The organism is Segetibacter aerophilus, assembly GCF_007991655.1.
Lineage (GTDB): Bacteria > Bacteroidota > Bacteroidia > Chitinophagales > Chitinophagaceae > Segetibacter > Segetibacter aerophilus.
Window position 1 is genome coordinate 1 of the sequence record NZ_BJYT01000043.1, and the last position, 23,712, is coordinate 23,712.

Annotated in this window: 21 protein-coding genes and 1 pseudogene; 17 read left to right on the top strand and 5 right to left on the bottom strand. The window is 39.2% G+C overall.

All coding sequences use genetic code 11. The features are described from left to right. Together SAE01_RS24640 and SAE01_RS23490 are read left to right on the top strand one after the other, a co-directional pair. Positions 1-1,454: hypothetical protein (locus tag SAE01_RS24640; RefSeq protein WP_218029235.1), on the top strand; the 1,454-nt coding region annotated here is incomplete at its 5' end. Between the two features lie 314 nt (positions 1,455-1,768). After that, positions 1,769-2,008, top strand: a complete 240-nt coding sequence (locus SAE01_RS23490; RefSeq protein ID WP_147206283.1) for a hypothetical protein — start codon at positions 1,769-1,771, stop codon at positions 2,006-2,008. A 68-nt stretch (positions 2,009-2,076) separates the two neighbouring features. Here the strand turns inward: SAE01_RS23490 and SAE01_RS23495 are convergent, their stop codons facing one another. Continuing rightward, positions 2,077-2,283, bottom strand: a complete 207-nt coding sequence (locus SAE01_RS23495) for a helix-turn-helix domain-containing protein (RefSeq protein ID WP_246113319.1) — start codon at positions 2,281-2,283, stop codon at positions 2,077-2,079. Between SAE01_RS23495 and SAE01_RS25015 the strand changes: the two genes are divergently transcribed. Then, positions 2,283-2,513 carry a Crp/Fnr family transcriptional regulator gene (locus tag SAE01_RS25015; RefSeq protein ID WP_246113320.1) on the top strand — a complete coding sequence of 77 codons (231 nt, stop codon included), beginning with the start codon at positions 2,283-2,285 and terminating at the stop codon, positions 2,511-2,513. The genes SAE01_RS23495 and SAE01_RS25015 overlap by 1 nt on opposite strands. A gap of 164 nt (positions 2,514-2,677) precedes the next feature. On the opposite strand, the gene SAE01_RS23505 is transcribed toward SAE01_RS25015, so the two are convergent. Both SAE01_RS23505 and SAE01_RS23510 read right to left on the bottom strand, forming a co-directional pair. After that, the gene (locus SAE01_RS23505) at positions 2,678-3,448 is read right to left on the bottom strand and encodes a PAS domain S-box protein (protein WP_147206285.1); all 771 of its coding nucleotides are present in this window, start codon (positions 3,446-3,448) and stop codon (positions 2,678-2,680) included. A gap of 215 nt (positions 3,449-3,663) precedes the next feature. Further along, positions 3,664-4,164 carry a DinB family protein gene (locus SAE01_RS23510; RefSeq protein ID WP_147206286.1) on the bottom strand — a complete coding sequence of 167 codons (501 nt, stop codon included), beginning with the start codon at positions 4,162-4,164 and terminating at the stop codon, positions 3,664-3,666. 332 nt (positions 4,165-4,496) lie between these two features. Between SAE01_RS23510 and SAE01_RS23515 the strand changes: the two genes are divergently transcribed. From SAE01_RS23515 to SAE01_RS23530, 4 genes are all read left to right on the top strand, one after another. Next, complete coding sequence (locus SAE01_RS23515; RefSeq protein WP_147206287.1) at positions 4,497-6,893, top strand: heavy metal translocating P-type ATPase; 2,397 nt, start codon at positions 4,497-4,499, stop codon at positions 6,891-6,893. Between the two features lie 679 nt (positions 6,894-7,572). Then, positions 7,573-8,838: a hypothetical protein gene (locus SAE01_RS23520; RefSeq protein WP_147206288.1), complete on the top strand. Its 1,266-nt coding sequence runs from the start codon at positions 7,573-7,575 to the stop codon at positions 8,836-8,838. After that, positions 8,826-9,584 (top strand): iron-sulfur cluster repair di-iron protein, encoded by a 759-nt coding sequence (ric, locus tag SAE01_RS23525; protein WP_147206289.1) that lies wholly within the window; start codon positions 8,826-8,828, stop codon positions 9,582-9,584. The genes SAE01_RS23520 and ric overlap by 13 nt, the downstream gene beginning before the upstream one ends. Continuing rightward, positions 9,581-10,069, top strand: a complete 489-nt coding sequence (locus SAE01_RS23530; protein WP_147206290.1) for a hemerythrin domain-containing protein — start codon at positions 9,581-9,583, stop codon at positions 10,067-10,069. The genes ric and SAE01_RS23530 overlap by 4 nt, the downstream gene beginning before the upstream one ends. 142 nt (positions 10,070-10,211) lie before the next feature. Here SAE01_RS23530 and SAE01_RS23535 read toward each other — a convergent pair whose 3' ends face one another. After that, positions 10,212-11,093, bottom strand: coding sequence for a universal stress protein (locus SAE01_RS23535; RefSeq protein ID WP_147206291.1), 882 nt, complete (start codon positions 11,091-11,093; stop codon positions 10,212-10,214). A gap of 242 nt (positions 11,094-11,335) precedes the next feature. On the opposite strand from SAE01_RS23535, the gene ccoS reads away from it, so the two are divergent. The 10 genes from ccoS (at position 11,336) to SAE01_RS23585 (ending at position 23,184) form a co-directional block, all read left to right on the top strand. Continuing rightward, positions 11,336-11,503 carry a cbb3-type cytochrome oxidase assembly protein CcoS gene (gene ccoS / locus SAE01_RS23540; protein WP_147206292.1) on the top strand — a complete coding sequence of 56 codons (168 nt, stop codon included), beginning with the start codon at positions 11,336-11,338 and terminating at the stop codon, positions 11,501-11,503. 69 nt (positions 11,504-11,572) lie between these two features. Further along, positions 11,573-13,708, top strand: coding sequence for a cytochrome-c oxidase, cbb3-type subunit I (gene ccoN / locus SAE01_RS23545; protein WP_147206293.1), 2,136 nt, complete (start codon positions 11,573-11,575; stop codon positions 13,706-13,708). Positions 13,709-13,989: 281 nt separating this feature from the next. Then, positions 13,990-14,160: a CcoQ/FixQ family Cbb3-type cytochrome c oxidase assembly chaperone gene (locus SAE01_RS23550; RefSeq protein ID WP_147206294.1), complete on the top strand. Its 171-nt coding sequence runs from the start codon at positions 13,990-13,992 to the stop codon at positions 14,158-14,160. Between the two features lie 28 nt (positions 14,161-14,188). After that, positions 14,189-15,358: a cbb3-type cytochrome c oxidase N-terminal domain-containing protein gene (locus SAE01_RS23555; protein WP_147206295.1), complete on the top strand. Its 1,170-nt coding sequence runs from the start codon at positions 14,189-14,191 to the stop codon at positions 15,356-15,358. Positions 15,359-15,363: 5 nt separating this feature from the next. Then, positions 15,364-16,806, top strand: a complete 1,443-nt coding sequence (gene ccoG / locus SAE01_RS23560) for a cytochrome c oxidase accessory protein CcoG (protein WP_147206296.1) — start codon at positions 15,364-15,366, stop codon at positions 16,804-16,806. 241 nt (positions 16,807-17,047) lie between these two features. Further along, positions 17,048-17,482: a FixH family protein gene (locus SAE01_RS23565; RefSeq protein WP_147206297.1), complete on the top strand. Its 435-nt coding sequence runs from the start codon at positions 17,048-17,050 to the stop codon at positions 17,480-17,482. Next, complete coding sequence (locus tag SAE01_RS23570; RefSeq protein ID WP_147206298.1) at positions 17,483-18,187, top strand: sulfite exporter TauE/SafE family protein; 705 nt, start codon at positions 17,483-17,485, stop codon at positions 18,185-18,187. It begins immediately after the preceding gene. Positions 18,188-18,600: 413 nt separating this feature from the next. Next, a complete protein-coding gene (locus tag SAE01_RS23575; protein ID WP_147206299.1) occupies positions 18,601-20,307 on the top strand; it encodes a peptidase domain-containing ABC transporter in 1,707 nt (568 codons plus the stop codon). Between the two features lie 5 nt (positions 20,308-20,312). Then, complete coding sequence (locus SAE01_RS23580) at positions 20,313-21,677, top strand: HlyD family secretion protein (protein ID WP_147206300.1); 1,365 nt, start codon at positions 20,313-20,315, stop codon at positions 21,675-21,677. A 7-nt stretch (positions 21,678-21,684) separates the two neighbouring features. Next, on the top strand, positions 21,685-23,184 hold the full coding sequence (locus SAE01_RS23585; protein WP_170234259.1) for a TolC family protein: 1,500 nt from the start codon (positions 21,685-21,687) through the stop codon (positions 23,182-23,184). A gap of 374 nt (positions 23,185-23,558) precedes the next feature. Here the strand turns inward: SAE01_RS23585 and SAE01_RS25250 are convergent. Further along, positions 23,559-23,624 (bottom strand): annotated as a pseudogene (locus tag SAE01_RS25250) (glycoside hydrolase family 95-like protein); the annotation flags it as partial. Positions 23,625-23,712 lie beyond the last annotated feature (88 nt).

Below are 23,712 nucleotides of genomic sequence, written 5' to 3' on the forward strand. Positions count from 1 at the left end.
CAATTGAGGCTAGTGGTGTCACCTTTCAAAAGGTTAATTGTACCGGAGGCGTAAATGGAATTGTCTTAAATAATACTGGTAGCGGATTTTTTACAGTAACCGGTACAGGTACTACCGATGGAACTGGAGGAACCATCCAAAATACTCCAGATCGTGGAGCAAGTTTCATAGCTGCAAGTAATATAACATTAAAGAATATGACTTTTACAAATGCTGGAACATCTGACCTAGATGCTACAAACGGCGGGCTTTCTACAGGTGACAATCTTGCTACGAATGCTGCTATCCATTTACAATCAGTAACCACAGTTACATTAGATAATATTGATATTACAGGAGGTGCTGAACAAGGAATAAATGGTAATGTGGTTTCAGACTTTTCACTTCTAAACAGTACCATTACTAACGTTGGAAACGAGGCGGACGAGGACAACATCCATTTCTTCAATATGTCCGGCACGAGCTTCATCACCAACACAATACTATCGCACACCAGTGGTGGTGGTGATGATAACTTAAATCTTCAAACGACATCCGGAACACTAAACCTAACCATTTCCGGAGGTAGCGCTATTGGCTCAGGAGTTCTGGCTAACAATCAAGGTAGCGGCTACCTTTTCGGCATTCGCGGTACGTCAAATGCTACTATAACATTAAATAACGCAAGTTCAACAAATCATTTCAGCGGAGGAATTGTCGCTGATGCCTATGAAAATTCAATAATGAATCTCACCGTTATAAGCAGCACGTCAAGCGGAAATAACGATCAGCTATCAGTTAGTGCCGGAGATAATTCGAAGGTTAAATTAATTGCAACAAGTAATACAATAAGTAGTGTGGCTAGTGCTGATTTTGTCGGCATAGGCTTGCTTGGCTCAGCATTCGATCTTGGTTTTACATTTGATGCAACTTTTACCAACAACACTATTACAATTGCAAGCGGATTAGCGGCTGACGGCATGGTAATAAATAATGCGGGCGGTGGAATAATGAGAGTGGCAGTAAACAATAACACCTTTGATTATTCGGGAACACAAAGAGCTATTCTGGTACAGGCAGGAACAGACGGAAATGGAACCAATAGTGTTACATTAACTGCAAACAATATTCAAATGAAATCGGCTACAACGAATACAAACCCCGGGATTCTTGCGCAATCCGCTGTTACTGGTCCAGGGAACACTTCCTCTCTGTGCCTAGACATTGGAGGGACCGCTGCAGCATTAAAAAACACCTTTACCCATCCGAATGGAGGTTCTATACCAGCAGGTGATATTCGTGTCCGTCAGCGGAATGACGGAACCATGCGACTGCCAGGCTACGGAGGTGCTGCATCTGACTTAGCGGCTGTAGTTGCTTATTTGAACGGGCGTAACGTAGTGGTTAGTACCTCTACAGCGACTGCCGCTTCTTCTGGTTTCAGCGGCGGTGCTGCATGTGCGCAGCCGCAATAATACTTATCTAAAAGACGTAACGTTTCTTCCTGATCTGCAACCCTTTATCGGAATTTGTAACAAACAATCAAAGGCGAAAGAAAGGCAATTATAAATATGCAGTCGAGGTGATCTGGACACAAGGATGGTGCTATGAAAAAACAAAGGTTGGTATTACAAATATTAACTAAGGAACTTATGTGAAATATGAATATTTCAGTCCAGTTGATTTAAAGGAGACAAATTAAAAGAATGCTGCCGAAATAGGAGTACTCTCCCCCGGTTCTGGTATTATTTTTATAGTTTTAATAGGGTAAGAGTAAAAATGATACAAGATGAAAAACTATAAATTCGCGACTGCATTTGTTACTTTATACCTTATCGTCTACACTGTTTTATTGCGCCTGAAAGTACCTCTAAACATTTCGTTATTCATGTTTTCTCTATCGCCATTCCTTGTAGTTTGGATGGTTTATGCAGTTTTAAAATATGCACCCTACATTAACCGTGAATTGAACGATGATGAGGAATGGGGCTACCAGGATGAAGGCCCAAAGTCAACGAGCCTTAGTTGACCTATTAAACTTCAAACTCCTATTACTCTCTTGGGGCCTCAGCAGGTGCTTTAAATTCTGCATGTATCTTAATACCGCAAATTCCTCACCTTATCCATGTTTATCGGCACAATTTTCCCCTTGCTGATATCAATCAAACCTTCAGCTTTAAAATCACTAATAGTTCTGTTCAAAGACTCCGTTGCTGTTCCGATATATTGACCGATTTCTTCACGGGAAATTTCTATTGCCTTAGTTGTATCTGTAACCTTAAACTTGTCGACAATATCTATCAATGCTTTTGCAACTCTTTTTCGCAACGAACAAAGGAAAAGTGAAGTGTGTAAAGGTGCATGAAGATGGGAAAGAATACATCACCAACTTGTATAGCGTAGGGCAGTTCTTTGGCTATACTGCCCTGATTGAAGATGCCTTTTATGATGACACGGCGATTGTTTTAGAAGAGGCTGAAGTGCTGCAAATACCTAAAGAAGAATTCCTGCAAATGATATATTCAGATATATAACCATTGCCGGAAAATTTATTCATATCATCACACAGAACGTGAAGGAGAAAGAAGAGCGATTGCTAAACCTTGCTTATAGTGATATTCTCGAAGATTTTCTATCACTTGAAAACTCGATGAAGGAAAAATAATGGCTGCACCGTTTCCTTTCGCATTGAACTATTTTATCCAAAATATCGTTGAGATTTTTTACGGCCTCTTTTATCCTGTTGCTGTAGTCGCATACTTTCTTCTATCAGCTTTCGCTGAGTTATATCTACAATAAAGGCGATTACAAATCTTTGCTCGCCCCTGTAATAATAACTCAGACTTACCTCTACCGGAAACTTCTGACCGTCTTTCTTTTGAGCATACAAATCGCGACCGGAACCCATTGCGCGATGTGCCGGAGCTTCATAAAAAGTGTCACGTAATTTTACATGATGTTCCCTAATTTTCTGCGGCAGCAAAACCTCCACGTGATGCCCTACCATTTCATTAGGTTCGTATCCAAACATTTTAACTGCGGCCGGGTTGGCCAGTATCATGACACCATGTTGGTTAGTCAGGACAATACCTTCTGTAGCATTTTCAAAGAGGGCAGCATGGTGAGACTTTTCAAAAAGCATGTTCTGGTTCAATCGCTTCATCGTTAACACCAGCAACGTTGTAAACAGTACTAAAAAAACAATGAATAAATATTCGATAACAACTTTTGTTGCCATTTCACCTTTTTGCAAAAGAAAAAACCCAATGACAACCGCCAGGCTGATACCTGCAGCTATTAAAGTAGATTGTATACTTTTTACAAATACAGATAAAAAAATTACCACTAACAAACCACTGAGTGTGATCGTGTAACCCGGCAAATAGTACGAAAGCGTGAGCGTAAGTATAAAAGCTATTACTGCAATAACAGTTGCTTGCTTGTTGTTTATTTTTATGATTGTATTCAAAAAAGGTTTTGTTAGTTATACAAACTTACTAAATCGCACTCCTATACTTCTCCTGTCTTGTCATCCTGGCCAACAAAGCGGCAAGTTCTTTCTATTGCAATAGAACTGCTTTCAACTAACATAGCAAAATTGCTTAAAGTTGCTGGTCCCATTTCTGCAGTCACTTTTTACCGAGAGGGAATAAAAATCAGCTGCATGATAAAAAACCATTGTTTTTATTTATTAGTTGCATCACTATTAACCGTACAGAAAATAAAGTAATCTGTATTAACTGGCTTTTCACCTAGCATTCTAATCATATTTACGATCTGTCCCCGATGGTAGGTTCCGTGGTTTGTAATATGAACTACCAGGTCGGCAAAAGGAAGACTATATGCGGTGCCCGCCCGGGTAATAAAATTCACCTTTTGGACTTGATTTATCGACAATTCCCTAACGCTTGCTTCCATTTCATCTTGTATAGGTGCCCAGATACCCATTATAGATTCCACAGTGTTCGTATTCCAGGTAGCAGGAATATCTGCAATAGGAATTCCTCTGAACCTTTGTAACCACAAATAATCTGATGTGAGAACATGACCTAGGGTAAGTTGTATGGAAGGAAAGCTTCCGCCTAATTCTTTTGTAAAAAGTTCACTTGAAAACGTGCTTACTTGGTCTGTAAGTCTTCGGTTCGCCCAGGTGTTAAATGCTATCAATTTTATTGGGTCTATCATAATACTCTCAAAATTACAGTAGTGTTTTGTTAGTTGGGCACTACTTTGATGAGCATTTGATCGGACGAACCGTTACCAATTCTTCTAGTCTCAATTTCGTATAGTAATGTCGTTCATCCAATACAGTATCTACTGTCAACAAACCCCTCTCGATAAAATGTCTTGATAATTTCCATAGTTTCTTCATAAGCCCTTACTCCATCGACAATTTTTCTTGTAAAACATGATTAAAATCATTTTCCTACCTGCACGCTATCATGACTGTCGTAGTTGTCGCTTTTTACTTTTGTTGATTAGGAGTTGTAAATAGTAGCAACAGCAAAACAACAATTATGTCGAAACATACTACAGATACACAAACGAGTTGTTACCATTGCGGCGAAGACTGTGGCAGCAGGGTGATTATCGCGAATGATAAAAGCTTTTGTTGCGAGGGGTGCAAAATGGTTTGTGAGATTATTAACCAGAATGGTTTGTGCGACTATTATGCGATTTCTAAAAATCCGGGAAGCAGCCAGAAGATCAGTATAAGAAAAGATAAGTTTTCATTTTTGGATGACGATAAGATCAGGCGTTCTTTGATTTCTTTCACAGATGAAACCCAAACTCATGTTACCTTTTACCTGCCGCAAATGCATTGCAGCAGTTGTCTTTGGCTGCTTGAGAACCTGCATCGACTGAACGAACATATCATTAGCAGCAAGGTGAATTTTCCACGTAAAGAGGCTTCTGTTATTTTTGATGAGAACAAGGTCTCTTTGCGGCAGGTGGCGGAATTACTCACGAACGTTGGCTATGAACCTTATATTAGTTTCAATGATTTAGAGCAGGCAAAGCCAAAATTGAATAAATCGAAGATTTATAAGTTGGGCGTTGCCGGATTTTGCTTTGCCAACATTATGCTGCTTAGTTTTCCTGAGTACCTGGGAATTGATGTGAAAGAGCAAAACCTGGTTATGCTTTTCAGGTATCTTAACCTGTTGTTGAGCCTGCCTGTCGTTTTGTTTGCTGCATCGGAATTTTACAATAGTGCATGGAAAAGCCTGAAACACGGCTTTCTAAATATTGACGCTCCGATTGTGCTTGCAGTTTGGGTAACATTTGGAAGAAGCCTTTATGAAGTTCTTAGCAATACAGGTGGTGGCTATTTTGACTCAATGAGCGGTATTGTATTTTTTATGCTCGTTGGGAGGGTATTGCAGGACAAGACGTATGAGCAATTGAGTTTTGAAAGAGATTACAAATCGTATTTCCCTATTGCGGTTACGAGAAAAAACAGGGAAGACGAAAACACGGTTCAACTGCCTGATATAAAACTAAATGACACTCTGTTAATTCACAACCAAGAAATCCTTCCCGCTGATGGTATTTTAACCCGTGGCTCGGCTCTTATTGATTATAGTTTTGTGACTGGTGAAAGTGTGCCGGTACAAAAAGAAATGGGTGAGATAGTCTATGCGGGCGGCAAACAAATTGGAAGCAATATTGAAATTTTAGTGATAAAAGAAGTTGCTCAGAGTTACCTGACAAAACTCTGGAACAGGGATGAATTGAAGGATAATAAAAAGACGAGCGAGAAATCTTTTGTCCACCTGATGAGCCGTTATTTTACCTGGATGGTTTTCAGCGTTGCAGCCGTTACTGCTTTGTTCTGGGCTTTCACAGACCCTTCAAAAATGTGGAATAGTGTTACGGCTGTCATGATCATCGCATGCCCTTGCGCATTGCTGCTGAGCAATACGTTTACCAACGGAAATATCCTTAGAATTTTAAGCAGTAATAAACTATACCTGCGCAACGCACAAGCTATTGAAGACATTGCAAATGTGGATCATATTGTCTTTGATAAAACAGGCACACTTACCAGCGGGCAATACCAGGATGTGGAATACACAGGTTTGTTCATAACTGAAAAACTGGCTGGCAAAATAGCTACGCTGGCAAGACAATCAACACACCCGATGAGCAAGGCAATAGCCGAATATCTGCAAGTAAAAGGAAATGGTAAGCTAACGGGATTTAGTGAAATACCCGGCAAGGGAATTGAAGGAATTGTAGACGGCGATTTAATATCATTAGGTTCTAAAAAGTTTGTTTTTGGGAGCGACGATAGAGATGAAATATCGGCTGTGTATGTATCGGTTGAAGAGAAAGGAATAGGAAGGTTCAGGTTTAAGAATCATTACCGGAACAATATTCCGGAATTAGTGAAAAACCTGAGAAAAAAGTACGAACTAAGCGTGTTGAGTGGCGACAATGCAGGGGAAAGAAATTACTTAAAAAGCCTGCTGGGAACTAATGCAAATATCCTGTTTCAACAAAAGCCTGAAGACAAACTGGACATAGTGAAGCAACTGCAAACGAAGGGGAAGAAAGTGATGATGATAGGCGACGGATTAAACGATGCCGGAGCCCTGAAACAAGCAGATGTCGGCATAGCTGTTACAGAAAACAGCAACAACTTTACTCCCGCAAGTGATGGAATTTTAGAGGCATCACAACTGCCCCATCTGCAAAAACTAATTATGCTTTGTAAGATTAATAAAAGAATTGTTTTAGCCAGTTTTGTTATCTCTATCATCTATAACCTTATTGGAATTTCCTTTGCTGTGCAGGGAAATCTTTCACCCATGATTGCTGCTATATTGATGCCCTTAAGCAGCCTTAGCATTTTGCTTATCACGTTTGGTGCAAGTAATTTGGCGGCGACGAGGATGAAGTTGAAATAGAATATTTTCGTGTCGTTGACTTAACCCTCTATCATAGAACGCTCTTTAATTAGATGCTTCCATTATCGGCTGGCTTGTTACTTTCTTTGTCATAAAACAAAGAAAGTAACCAAAGAAAATTCAAGAAAGAACGATAACAGCCCGTTCCTTTCGTTGTTCTACGATATGGCTTTAGTATTACTGTGGCTGCAACTTTAGTTTTTCATGCGTATTCTATTTTGACTTGCTTAAATTAGAGCTTGAACTAGTATAAGTTAGTGATACGCCTGTAAAGGAAAAAGCAGAAAGATTTCCGGCTTTTTCCTTTTGTTTACACCACTGGAAGGACCGACATCATAAAAAAGGCGTTAAGAAAATTAATAGGTCAGGCGTTAAGAAATGAAATAGATGTTACTACTGTTTGCAAATATTTTTGGTTGCCAAGTCGCACTTGGCTCGATTTTGTTTGACTGCTGTGACTTATTTCATTTTAGCCGGAGCTATTAATTTTTAGCCTTTTTTATGGAGTCTTGATTTTTTGTTTCTTTTTTATCAAGAAAAAAGAAAAGCAAAACACAAGCAACAGAACATGGATAGGTTTTAAGTCGCTATAGACTGTATTAATAATCCATGCTCAAGATCGTTTTTGCAGATGATTAAAGTCATGAAAATCTTCCCCCTGTTTGCGTCTCTTTGACCTATGAAAAAGTGGTTTCAGTTAGCATTGTTTAACCTGTTTATACTTGCCTTCCTGGGATTAATGTTGCGATATAAAACTGTCTTTTCATTACCTTTTTTAGAGTATACCAATTTATTACACGCACACTCCCACTTTGGATTTGGCGGGTGGATTAGTTTCCTCTTACAATTGTTGATTCTAACTGAATTCACGGACGATTATAACACAGCAACCGCATTTTGGAACAGATTTTTTCTTGCATCAACCATACTTAATTATGCAATGATTGTAAGCTTCGCAGCCACGGGTTATGGAGCTATTTCCATCGTGCTGTCTACCATCAGCCTTTTTCTTTCTTACATTTTTTGCTATAAAGTTTATAAAGCAATTCCCGGAAACGTTAATGAAAACGTTAGTACTGCTTTTGCAAAAGCAGCCATGTTCTTCCTGGTAGTATCTTCTATAGGACCGTATGGGTTAGGAATATCAATGGCGACGAAAGCAAGTGGAAACATGCAGCACAACGCTCTGTATTTTTTCTTATACTTTCAGTATGCAGGATGGTTCACTTTTGGAATACTCTCTTTTCTGTTTAAAAAGCTTGAAAGCTATAAGTCATATAATAGAAAGACAGCTTCAACCGTTTTTAACCTCTTTCTATTTTCATGCACACCTGCATACTTGTTCGTTTGTGCTTTCGACGAAAGAAGCATTGCAATTACCATCATTTTAATTGCAACTGCAATTGTTCAAATAATCGGCTTAAGCAGTTTAGCTAAATTGATCGTTGCTAATAAAGACCACTTTTTTAGTAGCCATCACCGTGTAGTCAAAGGGCTTTATTGTATAGCTATCGTCTCTTTTGCCTTAAAGTTTGCTCTGAAATTTCTTTCCATTCACCCAGCTTTAGAACAGCTTTCTGCAACCAGTAGACCTATAACAATTGCATACCTGCACTTGGTTTTTCTATGCTTTGTAAGTATTTACCTGGTAGCGATGCTGGTTGAAAAAGGAACTATTGCTATAAATACAAGAGCAGGGTTTATAGGTACGACCACTTTTGTAGCAGGCGTTATTATCAATGAAGTGTTCCTTACTTTTCAAGGTATTTCTGCATTGTTTGGCCTGTATCCTCAAAGACTGCCAATATTGTTGTTAGCTAACACGATCGTGATGGCTAGTGGTGCACTGCTTGTCTTTATCGCTTCCGTTAAGACAATTAAATCGATTAATTATTCATTACACCTAAATACTAAACCTTTAAAAATAACATCATGGAAACTTTAGTAATTGCAGAACCACAAAAAGTGCCGACGGTCGGTGAAATGGCTGCAGCAGATGTACGCAAAGCAAATGTTTTTAAGAAATTTGGAATTGAGTTTTGCTGCGGAGGAAACAAATCTCTACAAAAAGCATGTACGGATTTAAACCTGGACATAGAGTTGGTTGAAGAGGCTTTGGTAAATGCGGTAAGTGAAAATAAAAACTACTCATTCGACTTCAAAAGGTGGCAGCCTGACTTCCTGATTGATTATATCTACAACCAGCACCACACTTACTTCTACGACGAATATCCGCACATTTCTAAACTAATGGATAAAGTGGTAAAGCATCATTCCAAAAATCATCCTCCTTTAGCAGAAGTGGAGAAGTTGTTTTTTACATTAGAAAGAGAACTGATTGGTCATTTCGCAGAGGAAGAGAACACTGTCTTCCCTCTTATTAAAAAGCTTTACCATGCTAATAAGAATGGCTGTGATATTAGAGAAGAGGACTTGAAACAATTAACGGCCGCCTTACATGAAATGCAGGCGGAACACGAAGATGCTGGCGGCATTCTAAAGCGAATAAGATTTGCAACAAATAGTTACAGTCCACCAGCAGGAGCATGTACTAGCTTCAAATTATTATATCATAAATTGAAATGTCTTGAGGAGGATTTGCATCAGCATATTCATCTTGAAAACAATATTCTTTTTCCTAAGGCCGTAGCTTTGAAAAAAGAACTCGAAAAAGAAAACGTTTTACAATGAGTCAAAAACCAATAAAACGAAGCCAGAACCTGGTACCATTATCGAAAGACCATCATGAGGGGTTGTTGGTGGTTTGGAAGATAAGGCAAGGAGTTCGCAATGCAGTGGCAGGTAAACGTATTGCTGATTTTGTACTGCATGCTTTTACCACACATCTTGCACCTCATTTTCGGGAGGAGGAAGAACTGCTGTTTTCGAAAGTAGACAGCGCAGATGAACTATGTGTAAAGGCTCTGGAGCAACACGCAGCGATTAAGCAAATGGTATCAGAACTACCTGTAGAGTCAGAGGGATTAATCAATAAATTGGAAGCATTTGCTAATCTCCTCGAAGAACATATCCGATTTGAAGAACGTACTCTTTTCTTTCATCTCGAAAATCAGCTACCGTCTAAAACAATGGATGCAATTGGAGATGCTTTGGTATTAATACATTCGAATAAACAACCTTTATTTTGGTACGATCAATTCTGGGTGAAAAACTGATTTAATAGAAGATCAGTGGTAGAGATTGCCACTGCGCTTAAGCCTTTTTGTAAAAAAGTAACGTAATAAAAAACCGGAATTATGTCCGGTTTTTTAATTTTTTGTTATCTCTAGTCAGAAATCTTTCTGGCTTAGCAACCTCCTAAACTGTACAGTAATATTCGAAATTGTGTTTTTCCTGGTATAGATCTTCTTCAACCATATAATGTTTTTCGGGAAGGATAAGCAAGGGAACAACCGCTTTGAAAACAAGGTCTCTAGTTACACTTCTTGTAAAAACTCTTTCCAAAAAGCTGTGCTCGTGAGGTATGACAGCAACCATGTTCACATCCTTACTTTTTACAAAAGCATTCAATGCTTTTACTACATTTTCAGCTTTTATAAATTCGAAGTATGGATAAAAACTAGCAAAAAAGCTTTTTAGTCTTTCCATGCTAATTACTCGTTCCGCTACCTCGATCATCGTTTTCTTCATAACCCTCACCACGTAGAGTTTGCAGTTAAAAGTACTGGTGATTTTCTTTAACGGCTCAAGAACGTCAATGTCTGTTTCATCGGAAATATCATTTGCAAGAGCTATTGTTTTAGGATAAGTAAATACAGCATCTGCCGGAACAACAATTAAAGGAATAACGGACGTTTTACTTAAATGGGTGACAGTGCTCCCAATATATTTTCTTATCTCCTTTCCTTGTTCTTTCATCCCTATTATTATGTAAGAGACACTACTTTTACTAGCAGCAGCAAGAATTGCTTCGTCCGCCGCACCTTCGCCTACCTGGGTTTCTAACACAACTGTTCTTTTCGGATCAAGTATCTCGGCCTCGTCCAACAGCTTTTTATAAGCTGTCCTTTCTATTTCGCTCGGAGACAAATAATAGGGATTGTCGTGGTTAGCAGTTTTATGATGACAGGCAGTAAATAAAATTACTTTCGCCTTCATTTTGCGTGCAAGTTCAAATCCATATATGGTTGCATTTCGAGCAGCAGTAGAAAAGTCTGTAGCAATCAAAATAGTTTCCATGATCTTTTTTTTTCAAACCTACACATCCGTTTCTCCATTCACCATGTTCTATGTTAGCTTGTAAAATGATCTTTATCATTTTTTCTAATTGCTAATAAAATACTTAAAATGGCATTTTCCTTGAAATATTGTTCAAACCACGGCGTCCTTCAAAAAGATGACTAAAGTCACTTTCCATTTTAACCAACGTCATACTCTTCCACTTTTCATCATTTTACTTTTACCACTCATAATTCAGAGAAATGAGTGTAATAATCATCTTATTAATAGCCAGCATAGCAGTGGCAAGTATATTCCTTGGCGCTTTTTTATGGAGTGTGAGGAAAGGACAATTTGACGATGAAGTAAGCCCTCCTGTAAGAATGTTGTTTGATGATCCGGTAAGGCCCTCTAATGACGACATCGTTTAACAGCCATCCTTTTTAACCCGATCCTACCCTACCCCTTTTACCATCGTCTTTCAGAAACACAAATCAGATATGCAAGTAGAAAAGTTTTATTACGACAACAAGATCGTCAAGATGTTTGCCTATGCTACCATTTTATGGGGAGTAGTAGGTATGATGGCGGGATTGCTAGCCGCTGTACAAATTTACCTTCCTGGTGCAAACATGAATTTTGCACCTACCACATTTGGTCGTTTGAGACCGGTTCATACCAACGCCGTCATTTTTGCCTTTGTTGGAAACGGAATTTTTATGGGCGTTTATTACTCATTGCAACGCTTATGTAAAGCGAGGATGTTTAACGACACGCTAAGCAAAATTCACTTTTGGGGCTGGCAGTCAATAATTGTAGTTGGCGCCTTAACCTTATTGGCGGGTTATACAACAGGTAAAGAATATGCGGAGCTTGAATGGCCGGTTGATATCGCCATCACTGTTATTTGGGTGCTCTTTGGTATCAACATTTTTGGAACCATTATTAAAAGAAGGGAAAGTCATCTCTATGTTGCGATATGGTTTTATATAGCTACCTGGGTTACTGTTGCTATGTTACACATTGTAAACTCCTTCGAGATACCGGTAACCTTTATGAAAAGTTATAGCTGGTATGCCGGCGTGCAGGATGCATTGGTGCAATGGTGGTACGGACACAATGCAGTTGCGTTCTTTCTTACTACTCCTTATTTAGGTTTGATGTATTACTTCTTACCTAAAGCTGCTAACAGACCTGTATACAGTTATCGTTTATCTATTATTCACTTTTGGGCGCTCATATTTATGTATATCTGGGCTGGTCCTCACCACCTGTTATACACTGCGTTACCCGACTGGGCTCAAAGTCTTGGTGTTGTGTTTAGCGTAATGTTGATTGCACCAAGCTGGGGCGGAATGTTGAATGGTTTGTTTACACTACGGGGTGCATGGGATAAAGTAAGAGAAGAACCGGTATTGAAATTTTTAGTGGTTGCAGTAACCTGTTACGGGATGGCAACCTTCGAAGGGCCTCTTTTAAGTCTTAAAAATGTAAACGGTATTGCACACTATACTGATTGGATAGTTGCACACGTACACGTTGGTGCACTTGGTTGGAATGGCTTCTTAACCTTCGGTGTTCTGTACTGGCTAATTCCAAGAATATTCGCTACTAATTTATATTCAAAAAAACTTGCTAATACGCACTTCTGGCTAGGTACTCTTGGAATTGTTCTGTATGCTGTGCCTTTGTATTGGGCCGGCTTTATGCAAAGCATGATGTGGAAGACGTTCACACCTGAAGGCCAGTTGAAATACCAGTTCCTGGAGACTGTAACAAGTATTCTACCAATGTACGTTGCACGAAGTGTTGGTGGTGCTTTCTACTTAGCTGGTGTGTTTGTGATGGTTTATAATATTTACAGAACAGTTAAGTCAGGTAAACTGGTAGCAAACGAAGCTGCTGAAGCGGCACCACTTCCTAAAGTGTTGGAGGTTCACGGCAAGCAGCACTGGCACAGGTGGATTGAAAGAAGACCAGTTCAAATGCTTGTGTTTAGTTTGATTGCTGTTGCCATCGGCGGCGTACTTGAAATGGTTCCTACTTTTCTTGTTAAAAGCAATGTGCCAACTATCACTGCGGTTAAACCTTATACTCCCCTTGAGTTGCACGGTCGTGATCTCTACATAAAAGAAGGATGTTATACCTGTCACTCACAAATGATCCGTCCCTTTAGAGACGAGGTTGCACGTTACGGTGAGTATAGCAAAGCAGGTGAATTTGTATATGATCATCCGTTCCAATGGGGCAGTAAAAGAACAGGGCCTGACTTAGCTCGTATCGGCGGAAAATATCCGGATAGCTGGCACTATAACCACATGCTCGATCCACGCATTATGTCTCCCGGTTCTATCATGCCATCATATAGCTGGATGTTGGATAACAAAGTAGATACAGCATCAACAGGCGCTAAAATCAGGGCGATGCAAACGTTAGGCGTTCCTTATCCTGCTGGCTATGATAAACAGGCAAATGCCGACTTACTGGTTCAGGGAAACAAGATTAAAGCAAGCCTTAAAAAAGACAAATTAAATGCATCGAGTACCAGTGAAATAGTTGCATTGATTGCTTACTTACAAAGAGTAGGAACTGATATTAAGGCTCAGACTAAGGAAGAGACGGCGTCTTTGAAATAGGTAACTGTCTGAACTGGGACAGTGGGATGAATGGGAATTTTGGGATAAATTGATTTGACTGAAATAATGTTCTAAAGTAGAAATAACAACTTAATCAAACTTCGCTATTCCAATCCCAGTCATCCCAAAAATCACAAACATCCCAGTTCAGACAACTAACAAAAAGTACAAGTGAGTGACACAACGATGTTGAGGAAAGATAAAATGCAGGTAACATAAAAAATCAAAACATCAATTACCCTTTGTGGCAAAAAGAACACAAAAACATTAAAACAGGCTTTATGAAATTTATAAATTATCTGACTAAAATAACAGGAGTAGATATCTATGCAATGAGTTCGTTCCTGATATTTTTTACGTTTTTTATTATCGTAGCTATATGGGCATTGAAGGCGGATAAAAAGCTGATTAATACGCTTAGTAATATGCCACTCGACAACCCCGAAAACTAGAAAATTAACCCGACAAACTTTTTAACTAATGAAAATTCCTGTAAAAAAGCAATGGTTTAAAGGGGCTTTAATAGCGGGCTTGTTAGCAGTATCGAACGTAACGGCGTTTGCTGCAGACGCTTCAAAACCATCAGAACTAAACAACTCGCTTGCAATTGTATTATTGATTGTAATCGTTGGATTATTACTTGTAATCGGCATGCTAGCTTATGTGGTGGTCACTGCCGGCGAGCTATACGTTGAGCGATTAAAAGAGAAGCAAAAAGAAGAAGCAAGTACGGCATTGAAAGTTCTTGGTATGATTGCACTTTGCATGATTTCAGGTTCAGTGTTTGCCGCTGACGTTCCGGCTGCAGATGCCACTAAGGAAGTTGTTATTACTACCATAGGCGGATTAAGTAAGACTACATTCTATTCATTAATAACTGTACTGGCACTTGAGCTTGTCGTGTTATTTACGCTATTGTTTCAGTTAAAAACGTTTTTGGCAAAAGACAAACCAGTACTTGAGGTTGAAGAGGTTGAAGCCAAAGCACCATGGTGGATTACTACCTGGAACAAAATGAACAGCTTTAAGCCCGAGGCTGAAGTAACAGACACGGGCCATAATTACGATGGCATTAAAGAGTTGGATAATAACCTGCCAAAATGGTGGTTGTATGGTTTCTATGCCTGTATCGTTTTTGCCTTTGTTTATATCTATCGTTTTCATGTCTCACATTCAGGTCCGTCAAGTTTGCAGGAGTTTCAAACAGAGATGGCTAAAGCTGATATAGAAAAAGAAGAGTACCTAAAAAGCTCTGCAAGTAAGGTGGATGAAAATACGGTTACATTATTAACGGATGCATCGGCGCTTGCGGAAGGTAAAAAACTATTTGGCGCAAGTTGTTCGCCATGTCATGGTGCTGAGGGACAAGGTGTCGTAGGCCCCAACCTGACCGATGATTACTGGCTACATAAAGGTGGAATCAAGGACGTTTTTAAAACCATTAAATACGGTGTGCAGGAAAAAGGCATGAAAGCATGGAAAAATGACTTCTCCCCTATTCAACTTGCGCAGATAGCCAGCTACATTAAGTCCCTTCAAGGCACAAAGCCAGCAGGAGCAAAAGAGCCTCAAGGGGATCTATTCACTGAAGATCAAAAGTCTACCACAGACACAACCAAAACTGCTGAACAAAAATTGGTGGTTAAATAACAATCATGGAAACGGCTGCAACGAATCGTAGTAAAAAAGAAAAGCTCAAATTAAAAGACACAGAGAGCTTTAGAGATAACCTTGCCACCGCTGAAAGAGATGGTAAGCGTAAATGGGTGTATGCACAAAAACCCAAGGGCACGCTGACCACCATTCGTACCTGGCTTAGCTACCTTTACTTTGCAGTCTTCTTCGGTTTGCCCTTTGTGCATGTTGATGGTAGACCCTTCTTTCTGCTAAATGTGACGGAAGCAAAATTCATCTTATTTGGTAAAGTGTTCTGGCCGCAAGACTTCTTTGTACTGGGCCTCGGAATGATTGCTTTCATATTTTTCATTATCCTTTTTACCTCTGCTTTTGGGCGTTTGTTCTGCGGCTGGGCTTGCCCTCAAACCAACTTCCTCGAAATGATGTTTCGTAGGGTTGAGTATTTTATTGAAGGTGATGCGCAAAGACAAAAGATGCTCAACAAAGGCCCATGGACAACAGAGAAAATATTTAAGAAGACGGCGAAACATTCCACCTTTTATAGTTTGGCTTTTGTAATCTCAAATACCTTTTTAGCTTACATAATTGGTGTTAAGGAATTAGAGAAAATTATTACAGAACCTGTTAGTCAACACCTTGCCGGCCTCTCTTCTATCATGATTTTTAGCGGTGTCTTTTATGGTGTGTTTGCTTTTTTCAGGGAGCAGGTTTGCACCGCTATCTGTCCTTATGGAAGATTGCAAAGTGTACTGCTGGATAAAAATTCTATGGTAGTAGCCTATGACTACAAAAGAGGTGAGCCGAGAGGTGTTCAAAAAAAATATGCAGAGCTAAACCAAGACCTGGGAGATTGTATTGATTGCTTTGCATGTGTAAAGGTTTGTCCAACGGGTATCGATATCAGAAACGGCGTGCAAATGGAGTGTGTCGGTTGCACAGCATGTATTGATGCCTGCAACAATATCATGGATAGAATTGGTAAGCCACAGGGTTTGATTAGATATGCTTCCGAAAACAGTATTGAGAAAGGTGAGCCTTTGAAATATACGTCAAGAATGAAGTGGTATACGGCGGCTTGTGGATTAGTGGTGCTCATTTTATCAGCCATTCTTTTTACCAGGAAAGATATTGACGCTACTATCATGCGCACACCCGGCATTCTTTACCAGGAGCGTGGAAAGGATAGCGTTTCTAACCTATACAACATTAAACTAGCAAATAAAACACAAGCTGAAATTCCACTTACAGTTAAGCTCGAACAAAAAGGGGGCAACGTAGAAATTATAGGTAAAACCTACATCACAATTGCAAAAGAAGGCCAGGGAAGTGGTTCATTTTTCGTGGTGTTACCTAAGAGCGAAATACATAAACGTAAAACAGAACTGAAGCTTGGATTGTACGAAGGCGATAAAAAAATTACCGAACTTAAAACAAATTTTTTAGGACCGATTGAAGACTGATTTGAAAATGAGGCAATTTGAAAATGGAGCAGCCTTCTCGCTGCTGTTGGGCGGATGGTAACAAGAGCGGAATAACAGCGAGAATCATTTGAGAAACTGACTTTGGTCATGATTACACTCAAGTTCAATAGCCACCTTTACTCCGATAATAAAACGGTTAGCTGAAGAAGGACTTCTATTCAATTTTTACTTATTACTTTTTAGTTAGGACCTAAAACTTATCACTTACAACTTAAAACACATGACCTGGGGAACAAAAATACTACTGGTGTTTGTGGCATTTGCTTTACTAATGAGCTCGTTGGTTTACATGTGCATGAAGCAAAATTTTGAACTGGTGTCAAAAGACTATTATAAAGATGAATTGCGCTACCAGGATAAGATTGATGGAATGAATAATGTAAATAAAATAGGCAATGTGGTGATATTAAAAGATGGCGACAAAGTATCTATTCAACTGCCAAAAGAAGTACAGGGTTTAGCACTTAAAGGAGAAGCGTTTTTTTATTGTACTACGAATTCAAAAAATGATCGAAATATTCCTTTGGAAATAAATGATGAAGGATTGATGTTGATTGACAAGACGAAACTTGCAAAAGCATATTATACGGTGAAGCTGAATTGGCAGATCGGAAACGACCAATATTATACAGAGCAGAATTTATTGATTGATTAAATGACCCTGCAATTATTCATATCAGCACTTGCCTTAGGCGGTATCAGCAGTTTCCACTGCGTGGGCATGTGCGGTGTATTTGCTTTCTCAATTCCGACACACAACATGTCTGAGGCGAAAAAAGTATTGGCAATATTGCTTTATAATTTTGGCCGCATTACAACTTACTCAATACTCGGATTGCTGTTTGGATTGCTGGGAAGGCAAATTTCGCTGGCAGGATTTCAACAATGGTTTTCGATTATAGCGGGAGTAATGATCTTAACGATCGTTATTCAAAGCTTTTTAAAAAAGCCTGTATTTCATTTGCCCGGATATCAAAAAATGTCGCTGCTGATATCAAAGCTGATATCGAAATTTCTTGGCAAGCCTTCTCTAAGTAGTATTTACTTTCTTGGTGCTGCTAACGGTCTTCTCCCCTGCGGACTTGTTTATATGGCTATCACAGGTGCCTTAGCTGCAGGCACTGTAACGGGTGCTACCGGCTTTATGGCGGCTTTTGGTTTAGGTACTTTGCCTGCTATGTTCCTTCTTTCCTACTTCCGTTTTATGATAGGTATTGCAGCAAGGAATTTTATCCGCCGCACCGTTCCATTTGTTGTTGCTACCATGGGGTTACTTTTGATCGTGAGAGGATTGAATCTTAACATTCCTTACCTAAGTCCTGCAATTGCTATTTCTAACAGCGCCATTTCTTGTCATTAGGACAGCGCTTTCGCTCTGTCACATATACTGCAGCATACCAATTTTTAAAAAAAAGCTGCTCATTAAGTGTTGAACAAAAGGTTCCGAATAGGTAGCTTTAGGGAAGGTTACTTGTTCCTTAAGGGAGACGATGGCTTTTAAACATTTTATAGATTAATATTTAGGGAAACTATCAATAGTAGATGTTTCAAAACCTAATTTTTAAACTAAGAACAAATAATAATTTAAGACGCAATTGTTCTCTTAATGCTTCCATCTTTTTTGGAAATCGTTCAATAAAAGGTGCGTTCTAGCACCTCAATCCTGAACAACTTTAAGACGTTACAAAACCTTAACAACCCATTTTTGGAACTTACATCTATTTCGTATTTTTTCGCCCAAGTTTTAACTTTCTTTGAAATCCGACTGCAACAATGGGAGCATCTGCTAATACAGGTGTGCGCAAAACTGTAATGCGTACGCTTGATGTAATACGGCTGAAAAAAGGAGAAATATATTCTATCTATTTCTTCGCTAGCATGTATGGCATTATACAATTAAGTATTCCATTAGGTATACAAATGATTGTAAACTTTATACAGGCCTATACTTTTAGTACCAGTTTATGGGTGCTTATTGCTTTAGTTTTAGTGGGCGTTTTATTTAGCGGCGCGTTACAGGTCACACAAATGCGGATTATAGAACGCATTAACCAAAAAATCTTCTCGCGTTATGCACTTGAGTTTGCATATAGAATTCCGAGGCTAGATGTAAAATCAGTTGATGATTATTATCTTCCCGAGTTAGTCAACCGTTTCTTCGATACAATCGGCGTTCAAAAAGGCCTTGGAAAATTGCTGATTGATATTCCGATGGCTTCCATCCAGATTGTCTTTGGCATTATCCTTCTTTCCTTTTATAGTTCGGTATTTATTGTTTTCGGTATTTTGTTATTTATCATCCTGTTTTTCATTATTTATTTCACCAGCAAACGTGGTATTGAAACAAATAATGAAGAGAGTAATTATAAGTATGCGGTAGCGGGCTGGTTAGAGGAAATGGCAAGGGCTTTTAAAACTTTTAAGTTAAGTGTGGATGCGAACATGCACCTCAAAGAAAGCGACACACTCGTATCTAAATATCTCGACGCACGAACAAGTCATTTCAAAATTTTACTAATTCAATATTGGTCTCTTATTGGTTTTAAACTAATAATAACTGCAACCATGTTAATTATGGGAGCAGTTCTGGCAATTAATAACCAGATTAATATTGGTCAGTTCGTAGCAGCAGAGATAGTCATCCTGATGATAATGGGTTCAGTGGAGAAATTTATTTTTAGTCTCGACGTGGTTTACGACCTGTTTACCAGCGTTGATAAATTAAATAAGGTACTAGAGAAGCCATTGGAACACTCTGGAAACATCCCGTTTGTTGGGGCAGAAAATGGTGTTGAAATAAAGTTGAGAGACTTATCATTTGGCTTTCCTGCCAACCCCAAAATTTTACACAACATATCCGCTTATATTCCTGCAGGAAATAAGGTTTGTATTGTGGGCAGCGAAGGTGCGGGCAAAAGTTTATTGCTTAGGATGCTTACAGGAGCTTACAATGATTATACAGGGTCTGTTCTATTGAATAACGTTCCTATTAACAATTACGATCAACGCTCGCTACACCAACACACAGGTATCATTTTAAATGACCAGGATATTTTTCACGGAACCGTTTTGAATAATATCACTCTTGGCAACACAGCCATCTCTCTTCAGGAGATTACCAAACTTGCTGCCATTACCCAGTTTGATGAATATATCTCGCACCTGAAAGATGGCTACAACACGGTCTTAGATGTTGCCGGCAAAAGACTGAGTAAATCAGCAATACAGAAAATTCTTATTATGCGGGCACTGGTACATAAGCCGGGATTACTACTACTTGAAAACCCCTGGAGTGCTTTGAATACTGAGAATAAAGAAAGCATTCAGCAACATATCTTAAACGAATTACCGAATGCAACCGTTATAGTTGCAGCTAACGATACCGCTTTTGCAAAAAAGTGCGACCAGGTAATTATAATGGAACATGGTGCCATCAGGGCAATGGGGAAAACAAATGTAGTTCTTGAATTCTTAAGCTAATTGTTATGCAGGTATTACATGATTTAATCGAAAAAGAAACAGGTTATAGATTAGAAAGCACTGACAAGATCTATAACAGTGGCTATCACCGCAAACTAAAGATTTGGATTATTGTCTTTATAGTTTTACTAATAGCCATTTTATTCTTACCATGGACCCAAAATATCAGGGCGTCCGGGGCTGTAACAACATTGCACCAGGAACAACGTCCACAGCAATTAAATGCAATTATACCGGGGCGAATAGTAAAGTGGTATGTAAAAGAGGGCGACTATGTAAAGAAGGGTGATACGCTGATAATGTTAGCCAACGTTAAAGATGATTACCTCGATCCGAACCTTGTTGCAAGGACACAGGAACAGTTGAATTCTAAACAGCAGAAGATCGATTTTTACGGGGATAAAGTGACCGCGACCGGTGGACAAATAACGGCCATGGAAGCCACAAGGGAACTAAAGATTAGTTCACTTAGAAACAAGATTGAACAGTTACGACGCAAAGTAGTAAGTGACTCAGCAGAATGGGCGGCTGCTGTAATAGATAAAAATATTGCTACAGAACAATTTGAACGTGCAAAAAGCATGCATAGTGAAGGCATTATTTCATTAGTTGATTTTGAAAAAAGGACTGGTTCTTACCAAAAAGCACTTGCTGCAGAAACTGAGAAACTAAATAAATACCAGAACACCCAACAAGATTTGGTAATTGCAAAAATTGACATCAATAGTGTATTGCAGGAAACGACTGAAAAAGTTTTGAAAGCAAGAGGCGAGCAGGCATCTGCACAAAGCGAGATGGCGGGCACAGCTGCCGAAGTTTCTAAATTGCAAAACCAGGTCACAAATTATACTATTCGTGGATCGCAACTTTGGTTAATAGCACCACAAGACGGGCAGGTCGTAAATGCAGTAAAGGCAGGCTTAAATGAAATAGTTAAGGAAGGTGAAATGATCGTACAGGTGATACCTAGTAAAGTTGATTATGCTGTCGAAATATTCGTAAAACCAAATGACCTTGTTTTAGTAGATACCGGGCAAAAAGTGCGTTTTATTTTTGATGGTTTTCCGGCAGTTGTATTTAGTGGTTGGCCAGAAGCAAGCTATGGTTCTTTCGGTGGAAAGATCATTGCGGTTGAAAGCAACCGAAGCGAAAACGGGTTGTTTCGATTGCTTGTAGTAGAAGACAAAGATGACAGGCCATGGCCAAAAGATTTGAAGATGGGTACAGGTGCAAATGGATTTGCCCTTCTGAAGGATGTACCGGTATGGTATGAGCTGTGGCGGAATATAAATGGTTTTCCTGCAAATTATTATAAAGACACGAAACCCGGAAAAGGAACAAAAGAAGCCAAAAAATCTAAAGAGGCCTAAACCACAAATGATGAAACTGCTGATGTATTTGTTGCGGTACAAGGGCGCGACGCAAGAATGTCTGATAGATATTATATTGCCCGGTACAAAAAGAAATTCTTCTTGCCTTCTACCAATATTATTTACTATCGTTTCAACGCTTGCATCATTAACGCAAGGGCATAGTCAGGAAAATATTCTTACACTGGAGCAGGTGTTTGATATTGTTAGAAGGTATCACCCCGTAGCAAAACAGGCTAACCTTATTGTTGATAGCGCTGAAGCAAACAGGTTGTCTGCAAAAGGTGGCTTTGATCCTTCGTTTTATATATCGAACCAACAAAAAACGTTTGATGGAAAAAACTATTATTTCTACACGAACCCTGAGTTAAAAATACCAACATGGTACGGAATAGATTTTAAAGCGGGGTTAGAAGATAATGGCGGGGATAGATTAACAACGGAAGCAACAAAAGGCAGAAGCAGTTATGTAGGAATGAGTCTGCCACTGCTAAAAAATCTTGTAACAGATAGAAGGCGCACCACACTGCAACAGGCACGAATACTGGTTAAGCAGGGCGAAGCTGTACGAAGAAATGAGTTGAATAACCTGCTGTTTGATGCAGCTACCGCATATTGGAACTGGGTGAGAGAACACCAGGTATACAAGGTAACGACAAATGTTGTAAGTATAAATGAGGCAAGGTTGCAACTGGTTCGTCGTTCATTCTTTGGCGGGGATAGAGCGGCGATTGATACGGTGGAAGCACTAACACAATTACAGAACTTCCAGTTCATGGCAAGTGAAGCGCAGTATCGCTGGTTGGCTGCGGGTCTTGAACTTTCTAATTTTTTATGGCTTGAAAATGAACAGCCTTTCCAATTGCCTGCCAACGTTATTCCTGATACGGCATGGAGTGTTGTAAATGTACATCAACACCCTGTTCCGTCTCTTGAAAATGCCCTTGCCACTGCAAAAAGTACTCATCCCAAAATTCAAACGTACGACCAAAAGCTGCAGGTTCTTGAGGCGGAACGAAGGCTAAAGTTTCAAAGCCTTTTACCATCACTTAACTTCAATTATAATTTCTTAAATAAAGGTTACGAACCGTGGAAAGGGGTTGGCCAGAATGTTTTTGAAAACAATTACAAGTATGGAATTGAGTTTGGATTACCCCTATTTTTAAGACAAGGAAGAGGTGAATATAAAGGTGCAAAAATTAAAATCCAGGCAACAGATCTTCAACGTGACCAGGCAACGCTTGAGATAGAAAATAAAGTACGTGATTATTTCAACCAGGTAGTTACACTCCGTACGCAGGTCAAAATATATGAAGATGCTTATAATAATTATCTAAGATTACTCCGGGCTGAAGAGACAAAATTTTCTATTGGAGAAAGCAGTTTGTTTTTACTAAACAGCAGGGAAAATAAAGTTTTAGAGATCAGGCAGAAATTGCTTGAGTTGAAGACCAAGTTTTTTAAATCACTGGTTGCGGTGCAATGGGCAACGGGAAATTTGAAGTAGCCTTGTGACGAATTGTACCTTCTGCTAAGGACGGAAAAGGCTCGTCTCAGCTGCTATAAATTCTTAAGATTAGTTTTCTAGAAACGAGACTTTGAATTTTTAGTTTTTGGAGAATCGGTTAAAAATCATTCGAAACTATCAGAACTATTTGAGAAGAATATGAGAATAAGCGCTTGGAGAAAACCTTTGAGATGTATTGGTTAAAAAGCTACGTTGTGCTTTTTACTTGCTTCAGTTTCAAACGTAACTACTCCACTTGCAACAGTTTGAAATTTAATGGCTTCTTTTCCTGAAACGATTTTCGTAATCTTTTTTCCTGCTTTTACCTGACAGGTCTTCCCGTTGTTTTCCTTTATTGTAGCTGTTTTAGCTGCCTAGTTTTGCCAACTTAGATCAATTTGAAATCCGCCTCTTGCACGTAAGCCTGAAACAAGTCCTGCAGGCCAGAATAATTAAATGCGACAGAGCCTTTGGTCTGCTTGTGAAGTCTCAATGCTTATTCCCTTAAATGCGGCTAGCTTAAAATAA

Coding starts and splice junctions, on each gene's coding strand:
- SAE01_RS23490 (WP_147206283.1), top strand. CDS start 1,769: ATGAAAAACTATAAATTCGCGACTGCATTTGTTACTTTATACCTTATC.
- SAE01_RS25015 (WP_246113320.1), top strand. CDS start 2,283: ATGCTTTTGCAACTCTTTTTCGCAACGAACAAAGGAAAAGTGAAGTGT.
- SAE01_RS23510 (WP_147206286.1), bottom strand. CDS start 4,164: ATGATAGACCCAATAAAATTGATAGCATTTAACACCTGGGCGAACCGA.
- SAE01_RS23515 (WP_147206287.1), top strand. CDS start 4,497: ATGTCGAAACATACTACAGATACACAAACGAGTTGTTACCATTGCGGC.
- SAE01_RS23520 (WP_147206288.1), top strand. CDS start 7,573: ATGAAAAAGTGGTTTCAGTTAGCATTGTTTAACCTGTTTATACTTGCC.
- ric (WP_147206289.1), top strand. CDS start 8,826: ATGGAAACTTTAGTAATTGCAGAACCACAAAAAGTGCCGACGGTCGGT.
- SAE01_RS23530 (WP_147206290.1), top strand. CDS start 9,581: ATGAGTCAAAAACCAATAAAACGAAGCCAGAACCTGGTACCATTATCG.
- SAE01_RS23535 (WP_147206291.1), bottom strand. CDS start 11,093: ATGGAAACTATTTTGATTGCTACAGACTTTTCTACTGCTGCTCGAAAT.
- ccoS (WP_147206292.1), top strand. CDS start 11,336: ATGAGTGTAATAATCATCTTATTAATAGCCAGCATAGCAGTGGCAAGT.
- ccoN (WP_147206293.1), top strand. CDS start 11,573: ATGCAAGTAGAAAAGTTTTATTACGACAACAAGATCGTCAAGATGTTT.
- SAE01_RS23550 (WP_147206294.1), top strand. CDS start 13,990: ATGAAATTTATAAATTATCTGACTAAAATAACAGGAGTAGATATCTAT.
- SAE01_RS23555 (WP_147206295.1), top strand. CDS start 14,189: ATGAAAATTCCTGTAAAAAAGCAATGGTTTAAAGGGGCTTTAATAGCG.
- ccoG (WP_147206296.1), top strand. CDS start 15,364: ATGGAAACGGCTGCAACGAATCGTAGTAAAAAAGAAAAGCTCAAATTA.
- SAE01_RS23565 (WP_147206297.1), top strand. CDS start 17,048: ATGACCTGGGGAACAAAAATACTACTGGTGTTTGTGGCATTTGCTTTA.
- SAE01_RS23570 (WP_147206298.1), top strand. CDS start 17,483: ATGACCCTGCAATTATTCATATCAGCACTTGCCTTAGGCGGTATCAGC.
- SAE01_RS23575 (WP_147206299.1), top strand. CDS start 18,601: ATGGGAGCATCTGCTAATACAGGTGTGCGCAAAACTGTAATGCGTACG.
- SAE01_RS23580 (WP_147206300.1), top strand. CDS start 20,313: ATGCAGGTATTACATGATTTAATCGAAAAAGAAACAGGTTATAGATTA.
- SAE01_RS23585 (WP_170234259.1), top strand. CDS start 21,685: ATGATGAAACTGCTGATGTATTTGTTGCGGTACAAGGGCGCGACGCAA.